Annotated in this window: 10 protein-coding genes; 6 read left to right on the top strand and 4 right to left on the bottom strand. The window is 35.6% G+C overall.

Annotated features, from left to right (window positions below):
* Nucleotides 1-54 precede the first annotated feature (54 nt).
* On the top strand, nt 55-804 hold the full coding sequence (gene fdhD, locus ACKI3D_RS05640) for a formate dehydrogenase accessory sulfurtransferase FdhD (protein ID WP_407392790.1): 750 nt from the start codon (nt 55-57) through the stop codon (nt 802-804).
* Here the strand turns inward: fdhD and hxlB are convergent.
* Nucleotides 801-1,376, bottom strand: coding sequence for a 6-phospho-3-hexuloisomerase (gene hxlB, locus ACKI3D_RS05635; protein ID WP_407392788.1), 576 nt, complete (start codon nt 1,374-1,376; stop codon nt 801-803). The genes fdhD and hxlB overlap by 4 nt on opposite strands.
* Nucleotides 1,377-1,479: 103 nt before the next feature.
* Between hxlB and ACKI3D_RS05630 the strand changes: the two genes are divergently transcribed.
* The 5 genes from ACKI3D_RS05630 to lysS all read left to right on the top strand — a co-directional run bounded on the left by ACKI3D_RS05630 (nt 1,480) and on the right by lysS (nt 8,035).
* Nucleotides 1,480-2,349: a LysR family transcriptional regulator gene (locus ACKI3D_RS05630; RefSeq protein ID WP_407392787.1), complete on the top strand. Its 870-nt coding sequence runs from the start codon at nt 1,480-1,482 to the stop codon at nt 2,347-2,349.
* A gap of 148 nt (nt 2,350-2,497) precedes the next feature.
* Nucleotides 2,498-3,412, top strand: a complete 915-nt coding sequence (locus ACKI3D_RS05625; RefSeq protein ID WP_407392786.1) for a carbohydrate kinase family protein — start codon at nt 2,498-2,500, stop codon at nt 3,410-3,412.
* A gap of 243 nt (nt 3,413-3,655) precedes the next feature.
* The gene (thiC, locus tag ACKI3D_RS05620; protein WP_407392784.1) at nt 3,656-4,954 is read left to right on the top strand and encodes a phosphomethylpyrimidine synthase; all 1,299 of its coding nucleotides are present in this window, start codon (nt 3,656-3,658) and stop codon (nt 4,952-4,954) included.
* Between the two features lie 214 nt (nt 4,955-5,168).
* On the top strand, nt 5,169-6,359 hold the full coding sequence (locus ACKI3D_RS05615) for a proteasome-activating nucleotidase (protein ID WP_407392783.1): 1,191 nt from the start codon (nt 5,169-5,171) through the stop codon (nt 6,357-6,359).
* A 92-nt stretch (nt 6,360-6,451) separates the two neighbouring features.
* Nucleotides 6,452-8,035 (top strand): lysine--tRNA ligase, encoded by a 1,584-nt coding sequence (gene lysS, locus ACKI3D_RS05610; protein ID WP_407392781.1) that lies wholly within the window; start codon nt 6,452-6,454, stop codon nt 8,033-8,035.
* A 20-nt stretch (nt 8,036-8,055) separates the two neighbouring features.
* Here the strand turns inward: lysS and ACKI3D_RS05605 are convergent, their stop codons facing one another.
* Genes ACKI3D_RS05605 through ACKI3D_RS05595 form a run of 3 tightly spaced genes read right to left on the bottom strand, consistent with a single transcriptional unit; the run spans nt 8,056 to nt 9,863 of the window.
* Entirely contained in the window at nt 8,056-8,439 is a 384-nt protein-coding gene (locus ACKI3D_RS05605; RefSeq protein ID WP_407392780.1) for a GNAT family N-acetyltransferase, read from the bottom strand.
* On the bottom strand, nt 8,439-8,909 hold the full coding sequence (locus tag ACKI3D_RS05600) for a nucleoside deaminase (protein WP_407392779.1): 471 nt from the start codon (nt 8,907-8,909) through the stop codon (nt 8,439-8,441). Before ACKI3D_RS05600 ends, ACKI3D_RS05605 begins: the two co-directional genes overlap by 1 nt.
* 36 nt (nt 8,910-8,945) lie before the next feature.
* Entirely contained in the window at nt 8,946-9,863 is a 918-nt protein-coding gene (locus tag ACKI3D_RS05595) for an acyltransferase (RefSeq protein WP_407392777.1), read from the bottom strand.
* Nucleotides 9,864-10,017 lie beyond the last annotated feature (154 nt).

Raw genomic sequence — 10,017 nt, 5'->3', positions numbered from 1 at the left:
TGAACCAACAAATTAAAATAACAATTGATATAGATAATAATCCAAGGGGAAAACATGAAAATTGAAGAAATTGATGCGATTAATTATAAAAATGGTGAAGCTCAAGAAGTAAAGGAAAACGTAGTTAAGGATGAAACAATTACATTGACCATAAATGGAGACATTTCACGTAGCCTTTCAGCAATTGAAGATTCACTTAAAGAATTTGCAGTAGGATACCTGTTTAATGAGAATATGGTAAAGTCCTTAGACGACATTAAAAAAATCGAAATTGAAGGGCCTCAGATAAATGTTGAAATTGATGATACCCTCCTGAAAACAAATGAAACCGTTTTATGTTCCGATTCAGCGGGAGGATGGAGAAGCAAAATAAAGGATGTTAATCCCGTCGAATCAGATTTCCAAGTTGGTGTCAATGAATTGATTGCAAGAATTGAAGAGCTAAAAGATAATGCTGAAATCTGGCAGGCAACCGGAGGAACACACGTTGCTGGAATCGTTTATAAAGATCAATTCGTCGTTAAAGAAGACGTAAGCCGTCATGTTGCAGTTGATAAGGTGATTGGATATGGAATATTGAATGGCTTTGATTTGAATCATTCCTATGTAATATACAGTGGAAGAATGCCTGCGGACATGGTTATAAAAATGACAAGGTCCGGAGTGCCGATTTTAGCATCAAATGCAGCTCCCGCCAATTCAGGATACAATATTGCAAAAAAAGGAAATATTACATTAGTTGGATTTTTAAGAGGCCAACGCTGTAATATATATAATAATCAGAACAGGATAATTTTTGATTAAGAGTCTTCAGACTCTTTATTTTCATTATCTATTTTTTCCAGTAATTCAGAAACAATACCGTCTAAAAATACCAGACTGGTTAATTCGAAAGCTGTTCCCAATGGAGTTAAGGAAGTATAGTTACCGTGAATTTGACGTTTCATATAATTTTCATCATCCACCTCTTGCATAGGCCTTCCTTTAACATAAATGAAACAATCTGACTCATTAGCTAATCTAGATTCCGGATAAGAAGTTACACCTAAAACTTTTGCACCTCTTTTCTTAGCAATGTCTGCTGCAGAAACTGCAGTATTTGTTTCACCGGAACCTGAAATGATTACAAGACAGTCCCCCTTATTGATAGCTGGAGAAATGGTTTCGCCGACAACATAAGAACTTAAACCTAAATGCATCAATCTCATTGCAAATGCTTTAGCAGCAAGTCCAGACCTTCCAGCACCAGTAACGAAAATATTTTTAGAAGTTAAAAGAATATCTTCAAACATTTCAACAGATTCCTCATCTAAAGAATCTTCAGCATTTTTGATGTTTTTCAATACAGCCTCAATAGAATCTTTCATAATTTCCATTTTATCTCATCCGAAACTCAATGATAATATTATATTTAAAATTTTATATAAAATTATGGAAAATCAATAGCTAATTATATGACATGAAACTCATATATTATTGATGGAATTAAAAAGTAAAGGATTAATAAGCTTGGACATAAATGGAGATGTTTATGATTATAAACTATATGAAAGCTTAAAATCATTATCCAAAACAAAATCTCAAAGAAAATCTGCAAAGGAGTTAAATATCTCCCATACCGTATTTAATAGAAGAATTCTTAAAGCGGAAGAAAAATTAGGTTTTAAAATTGCCGAAAAAGTGGGAAACGGAACACTCCTAACACTGAATGGCCGGCAACTGCTTGAAGAATTCCAAAAGTATGCTATACAGATTGAAGAAACCGCCGACATCAACATTGTCGGAGGGCATATCAGTACAGGACTTTTAGAAAGTATCGATTTGCCTTTCAATGTAAACATTTACAGCAGCAATGACGAGGATGCTTTTGAGCTTGCAAAAAGAGGTGCCGTAGATATTCTTACATTAGATGACCCTTTAATAGCATTTGAAAGGGATTTGAATTTCCTTCCAATAGCTTATGATTATCTGGTTTTAATTTCCAGCCCCGAATCCAAAAAAATCGAGAGCATATCCGATTTGGAAAATCTTGATTTCGTGAATGTTAGCGGATCTGCCCAAAGGCTTGCATGGAACAGTCTGAAACATTATGATATTGAATTCAATATCAAAAAGAATGTCAATTCCCAGTTTGATGCTTTCAAACTGGTCCGAAATTCGGAAAACCTCTATACTTTTTTAAATGCAAGCTATTTTAATGGAAATGACCTCCTAAAATACGATACACGTCACGTAATCAGTATGATAAAAGTTAATGAAGATAAACCCCAAGTTGATGAATTTGTGAGATATATCATTAATGACACCCAAAAGGATATTGAGAATCAAGGTTTCACCCCTATGGGATAATACTTTACAAATGCTCTCGGCAAAATGGGATTATATAATAACTATAAATTATAACCTACATCCATGTTACAGTGTGTTTTTGTGCACTTTCAAAACATTAAATAATGATAAAACACAATATTAAATTGAAATACTAAAAGGCGATATTATGGCAAAAAACAGAGATTTACTAGCGATTGGCCACTCTGCTCATGATTATATTATAAGAGTGCCTGAATTTCCAAAAGCTAATTTTTCAGCTCCAATAACAAAAATGGAAACCTTCAATGGTGGAGCCGCCGCAAATGTGGCTTGTGTTGGTGCAAAATTAGGCTTAAAAACTTCATTGATTTCTGCTGTTGGTGGAGATTTCAAAAAAACCGAATACTATGAACACATGCAGAATTTAGGTATTGACACTGATTCATTGATTATCGTACCTGGTGAAGCAACTCCGACCGCATTTGTTTTAACAGACGATAATGATGACCAAATAAGTTATTTCTACTGGGGTGCTGCCCGTGAATTTGCAGAAAGCAAAGTGCCTTCCAGTTCGATTAGAAATGCTGAAGCAATACATTTGGCAACTGGAGACCCTAACTATAACTGGAAATGTTCAGAAGAAGCTAAAAACGAAGATTTGCTTGTTTCCTTTGATCCGGGTCAAGACCTTGGAATGTATGAAACCAAAAAATTAAGGGATGTTATTGAAAATACTTCAATCCTTTTTGGTAATCATCATGAAATTGAAAGAATTCTGGTTGCTCTTGAAGTTGATTTGGATGGACTTAGGGATTTAGGTCCGAAAATAATTGTGAAAACCTGTGGTGCTAACGGCAGTGAGATTTATTCAAATGAGGAAAAAATAAAAATTGATGCAATTAATACAGAAGTTATCGATCCTACCGGTGCCGGAGACTCTTACAGGGCAGGATTCTTATCAAGATTCTTAAATGGGGAATCCTTAGAGGAGTCTGCTAAATTTGCATCCACTGTTTCATCATTTATCATTGAACATAGAGGTTGTCAAACCAATATGCCAACATTTGATGAAGCATTTGAAAGAATGGGTGAATTTTACTAACTCTATTCTTTTTTAATTTTTTTTAAAGTAAACTTTATTTTTATCAATATGGCTTTAATTTTAAAATACAATATTATAAATAACTATTTTTTAAAAAACACTTTACATATATCAATAAAGTTTGAATTAACTTTAATCCAATTAATTTAAATACTATTAAATAAAAATAACACATTATCAAACAATGATGAGAATATCATAAAATAAATTTGACTGTTTAATCTATCAACGAAGGAGGATAATATGACACAAATTAGTGATGCAAAGAAAGGTATTCTAACCGATGAAATGAAGCATGTTGCTGAAATAGAAGGTGTTTCAGAAGACTTTATTTTAAGGTCAGTTGCAAACGGAACAATCGTAATACCTGGAAATGTACATAGAGATATTGAAGCTGCAGGTATTGGTGCAGGATTAAGAACAAAAGTTAACGCAACTGTAGGAACCTCAACTGATATCGTTAACTTTGACGAAGAAGTTTTAAAAGCACAAATCGCTATTGATCATGGCGCTGACTGTTTAATGGAATTGAGTATTGGCGGAGACCTAGATGTAATAAGAAACAGAGTTTTAGACATGTCCCCATTACCAGTTGGATCCGTACCAGTCTATCAGGCAGCTATTGAAAGTATTAGAAGAGATGGTTCCGTAATTTACATGACTGAAGATGATTTGTTCAACACCATCGAAAAACAAGCAAAAGATGGTATTGACTTTATGGCAGTCCACAGTAGTATCAACATTGAAACCTTAACCAGACTCAAAAGACAAGGACGTGTAACCGGTCTTGTATCCCGTGGAGGATCATTCATGTCTGGATGGATTGTTGAAAATGAAAAAGAAAACCCATTATATTCCAACTTTGATTATGTTTTAGAAATTGCAAAAGAACATGATGTTGTTCTTTCACTTGCAAACGGTATGAGAGCAGGGTCCATTGCTGATTCAACAGACAGGGCACAAATCCAAGAATTGATCATTTTAGGAGAATTAATTGATAGATCTCGTGAAGCTGGAGTACAATGTATGATTGAAGGACCTGGACACATTCCAATTAATGAAATTCCAACAAACGTAATGATTCAAAAGAAAATGTGTTCCAACGCTCCTTTCTACATGTTAGGACCTATTGTATGTGATGTAGCACCAGGTTACGACCACATCGTATCTGCAATCGGTGCAGCATCCTCTGCAAAAGCTGGAGCAGACTTCATCTGTTACGTGACTCCTGCAGAACACCTTGCTCTTCCAAACCCTGATGACGTAAGGGAAGGTGTAATTGCAACCAAAATCGGAGCTTATGCTGGAGACTTAGCAAGTGGCCAAATTGATGGTTCACAAGATTTGGCTATGGCTGAAGCAAGAAAACATCTCGATTGGGAAGCACAATACGCTTGTGCAATGTTCCCTGAAGCTGCACGTGCAAAAAGAGACCAAAGACCTCCTGAAGAAGAGGACACATGTACAATGTGTGGTAACTACTGTGCAGTGAAAATCGTGAACGAATGGTTAGACCAATCAGATTCTGACTTAATTAAATAGATAGATTCCTATCTATTTAAACTTCTTTTTTTATTATAACTTACATTTCAACAAAGTTCACATTAAATCTCAAAATCTCAATTTTAAAAGCAAATAGTTCTCATAGATAATGCATCTAATTCAAAACACCAAAATCAAATAGTTAATGTTAATGATAACTTATAACAAACATATTATAAGTTATAACAATTGACAATTAAAAGGATGGATGAGGATGGAACCACAAGATGAAGCTTCAAAAGAGGAATTGCTTGAAACAATTGAATTTTTGAAAGAAGAAAATGAGAAAACCGTTGACGAACTGATGGAAAAGTTAAGAAGCATTGAAGGAGAACAGCTCAAGACCAACATCAGCAACCGCCAGATGGAAGGAAAAATCAGAGAACTGAAAGGCGAAATCAACTCTTTCAAGAAGACCCCCCTGATTCTTGCAACAGTGACTGAAGTCTTCGACGACAAGCAGGTGGGAATCCAAGGTGCTGTTGGCCATGAATTCCTGGTCACCTATCCCGGTTCAATCAAAAAGGAATTGCTCGTACCCGGCGCTAGAGTGGCACTGAACCAAAAAAATCTTGGCGTTGTCAGCGTATTTCCAGCCAAAAAAGATAAGAATGTGGCCGCAATGGAAATCGACGAGAAGCCGGAAACCACATATGCAGACATCGGCGGATTGGACCCTCAAATCACAGAAGTAAAGGAAACCGTGGAGCTTCCAATCAAAAATCCGGAAATTTTCAAGGAAATCGGAATCGACCCGCCAAAGGGAATACTGCTTTACGGCCCTCCCGGAACCGGAAAAACACTTCTTGCAAAGGCTGTGGCCAATGAAACCCACGCAACCTTCATCAAGATAGTGGCCTCCGAATTCGTCAACAAATACCTGGGTGAAGGTTCAAGAATCGTGAGGGATGTCTTTGAGCTTGCAAAGGAAAAGAGCCCCGCAATAATATTCATTGACGAGATTGACGCAATCGGGACCAAAAGGGTTGGAAGCAGCGAAGGAGCAGACAGGGAAGTTCAGAGAACCTTGATGCAGCTTCTGGCAGAGCTTGACGGATTTGAATCAAGAGGAGATGTCGGAATAATAGGGGCTACAAACCGTCCAGATATCCTAGACGAAGCACTTTTAAGACCTGGAAGATTTGACAGAACAATTGAAGTGCCGAATCCTGTAAAGGAAAGCAGACAGAAAATCCTTGAAATACATACCGCCAAAATGAAAATTGATGACAACATAGACTTTGACACCATCAGCGAACTGACAGAAGGCCTGTCCGGAGCCGACCTGAAAGCAGTATGTACCGAAGCCGGAATGTTTGCAATCAGATCCGAGAGGAAAAAGGTCATTTCCAAAGACTTCCTGGATGCGATTGACAAGATTATGGAAAACCTTCAGATTAGTTAATTTAACTAATCTTTTTATATTAATAACTAGAAATATTAATCATAGTATTGACTTATTTTTATGATAATTTTTTTATTGAACGGTGAATATAAATGACACATTGGATTGAAAACATAGCTAATAAATTAAGTAAAATGGATGTAGAAGAGCACGTCATTGCAAGTGGAACCTCCATTTCAGGTTCCATACACATTGGAAACTCCTGTGACATATTTGTAGCTAACGGAATTGGAAAGAAATTAAGAGAAAAAGGAAAAAAAGCTAAAACAATATGGATTGCAGATGACCACGACCCTTTAAGAAAAGTTCCATATCCATTACCTGAAGATTATGACAAATACTTAGGAATGCCATATTCCGTGATTCCTTGTCCTGATGGCTGTTGTGCCAATTTTGTAGAACACTTTGAAAAACCTTTACTTTCCGTGATGGATGATTATGGAATAGAAATGGAAGCTAAATCCGGTTTTGAAATGTATAAAAACGGAGATTACAATGAGTACATCAGAACATCCTTGGAAAAGGTTGAAGAAATCAAAGAAATCTTTAACCAATACAGAAGAGAGCCATTAGCTGACGATTGGCTGCCTTACAATCCAATCTGTGATGAATGTGGTAGAGTAAACACCACTTATGCTTACGACTATGACGGAGACATCATCAAATACAGATGTGAATGTGGCCATGAAGGTGAAATGGACATTAAATCCGGTAACGGTAAACTCACCTGGAGAGTAGAATGGGCAGCAAGATGGAAAATCTTCGGAACCACATGCGAACCGTTCGGAAAAGACCACGCAGCAAGTGGAGGATCATATGATGTAAGTAGCGTAATATCTGAAAAGATTTTTGACTACCCTGCACCATATCCAGTACCATATGAATGGATTACCCTTGACGGTGAAGCAATGAGTAAATCCCATGGTGTCTTCTTTGCACCTGATGAATGGTTAAAAATTGGTCCTGCCGAAAGTCTCCACTACTACTTATTCAGATCAAAACCTATGAAAGCAAAAGATTTCTCACCAAAAATGCCTTTCCTAGACTTTATCGACCAATTCGATACTGTTGAAAAAGTATTCTACGATGAAGAAGAAGCTCCATCTGAAAAAGAAGGCAGAAAATTCAAAGAAATCTATGAAATCGCTCAAATTCACGAAGGTCAGCCTTTGCCTTTCAGACCTCCATTCAGATTCCTGGTTAATGCTTACCAAATTGCAGGAGACGACTTAGAAAAAATCTTTGGAATTCTTAAGAAAAACTCCCAATTAACTAAAAGCTTTAAAGATAAGGAATTTGGTGATTTAACTGAATTAGAATTGGCTCAATACCGTGAAAGAGTCGACAATGTAATCTACTGGTTAGATACTTATGCACCTAACTTTGTAAAATTCAAAGTCCAAGAGAAAAGCGTTCCAAACTTACCGTTAACAGACGAACAAACTAAATTCCTAAGTGATTTAGCTGATTTAATGGAAACCACTGAGTTTGACGATGCAACAGCATTGCACGATGCAATGTATGAAATCTTGGAAGCTCAAGGATTAAAACCACAAAAAGGATTCCAAGCTATCTACAAAATGATTCTCGGTCAAAAACAAGGCCCAAGAGCAGCATCATTCTTGTTAAGCTTAGACAAAGACTTTGTTGTGAAAAGATTAAGACAAGAAGCTTAATCTTTTAAATTTTTCTTTTTTTAAATTAAACTTTTAAATTCTTTTTTAAGTAGAATCTCTTCACTGTCTTCAACAAAGTGATAATCTAATTTTTCAAATATTTCAATTAAGATATCTTCCCTGCTCTCAAAGCTAACAACAACGCTTTTGAACTCATATTCCATTGCAATTTTTTCAAGCTGCCTTATTAACTTATAAGCTATCTTTTCGCGTTGTTTGGAGTTTAAAAATAAAGTTACAATTTCGGCTGAATCTGAGTCATATACTTTAAAACTGGTACAACCTATAATTTTACCAAAATTGTCTAAAAGTAAAACAACTTGAGGTTCCTCTATAAAACATCCAAAAGAAGCGCAAAAATCAATGAATCTTTCATCTTTCTCATCTGTTACAATTATTTCCATTATTTAACCTCTGTTGTATTTCCTACTTTTGCAAGTTCTTCATCCCAAATCTCACAATTATTGCATGTGAATCTTAAAAATAAGTCTCTGCATCTTAAATCATTTAAGACTACAACTTCAACATCATTACATTTAAGTAAGTTTTCAGCGCCCATTAAAGTGGTATTCTCACCAATGACCACACGGGGGATATTGTATAATATTACAGCCCCAGAACACATTGGACAAGGTGATAATGTAGTGTACAATGTACATTTAATATAATCCTCATAATTTAGGCGTCCTGCATTTTCAATTGCATCCATTTCAGCATGCAAAACTACAGAATCATTTTGAATTAATCTATTATGACCTCTAGAAATAATTTCTCCATCTTTAACCAAAACCGCCCCTATGGGGATTCCTCCTTCAGCTAAAGATTTTTCAGCTTCTTTAATAGCTTCTTCCATAAAATAATTATCTTGAGTCATGTTAAAAAAAAATAATTAATAGATGAAATTAATCATCTATTTGAACCTATTAAATAATCCTTTATTAGATTCTTTTTCTAAATCTTCTTCAAGCTTTGTAACTTGTTTTCTTAAATCAGAAATTGTTTTGTTTGATTCATTAGACAGCTTGTCATAACTGCTTTCTTTGATTTTTAGTTGAGCTCTAAGTGATGAAAGTTCCTCTTTATATTCACTGATTTCTTTTTTGTTTTTAGCATCAACTTCATCTTTATAGTCTCCAAGTTCAATGAGCTCAGATCTTAACTTATCTAATTCTTCAGATAGGGATATGTTTTCTTTTCTTGAATCAGACAATTTATCTTTTAAATCAGCAACTTCACTTGACAATTTTTTGTTTTCATCTTTAATATCATCAACATTGATTGCGGCTAATTTTCCTTTGTACTCATCGATTTTAGCATTAAGTTCTTCTTTGATTGTATCAATTTCTGATTCTAATTTATCAGCTCTAACTTTATTAACTGCACCTTCTGCACCTAATTTACCGATTTTATTACTTAAATCAGCATTAATATCTAACTGGTCAAAGTATTTTCTGGTACTCTTTTCAAGTGCATCAGTTAATTCCCTTTTAAGCCTATTCAATTCGGCGTTCTCTTTTTTAAGTTTTGGAATTACTTTATTAGTTAAATAGTTAAGTTCGCTGGATTGATTAGATAATTTCTTTTCTCTTTCACTTAATTTCTTTTTTAAATTATCTATTACATCTGAATCCGCATTAGATGATTTTTCTCTAACAGGTTCTCCAACTACCGGCTCATCAATAGCTTCCTCAACAACCTCTTCAACAGGCTCATCTTCAACCACTGGTTCATCAATAGCTTCCTCAACAACCTCTTCAACAGGCTCATCTTCAACTACCGGCTCATCAATAGCTTCCTCAACAACCTCTTCAAGTCGGATCGTAGCCATGTCGTTCTGTGAGCCAAGGAGTTGAGGCCTACTATTGTCTTCCTAAGACCGCTTGGCCTCCGACTTCTGGTTCATCAATAGCTTCCTCAACAACCTCTTCAACAGGCTCATCTTCAACTACCGGCTCATCAATAGCTTCCTCAACAACCTCTTC

Source organism: Methanobrevibacter sp., assembly GCF_045586545.1.
Lineage (GTDB): Archaea > Methanobacteriota > Methanobacteria > Methanobacteriales > Methanobacteriaceae > Methanocatella.
Note: the sequence above shows the minus strand (reverse complement) of the source record. Positions and strands in the feature narration are given on the sequence as shown.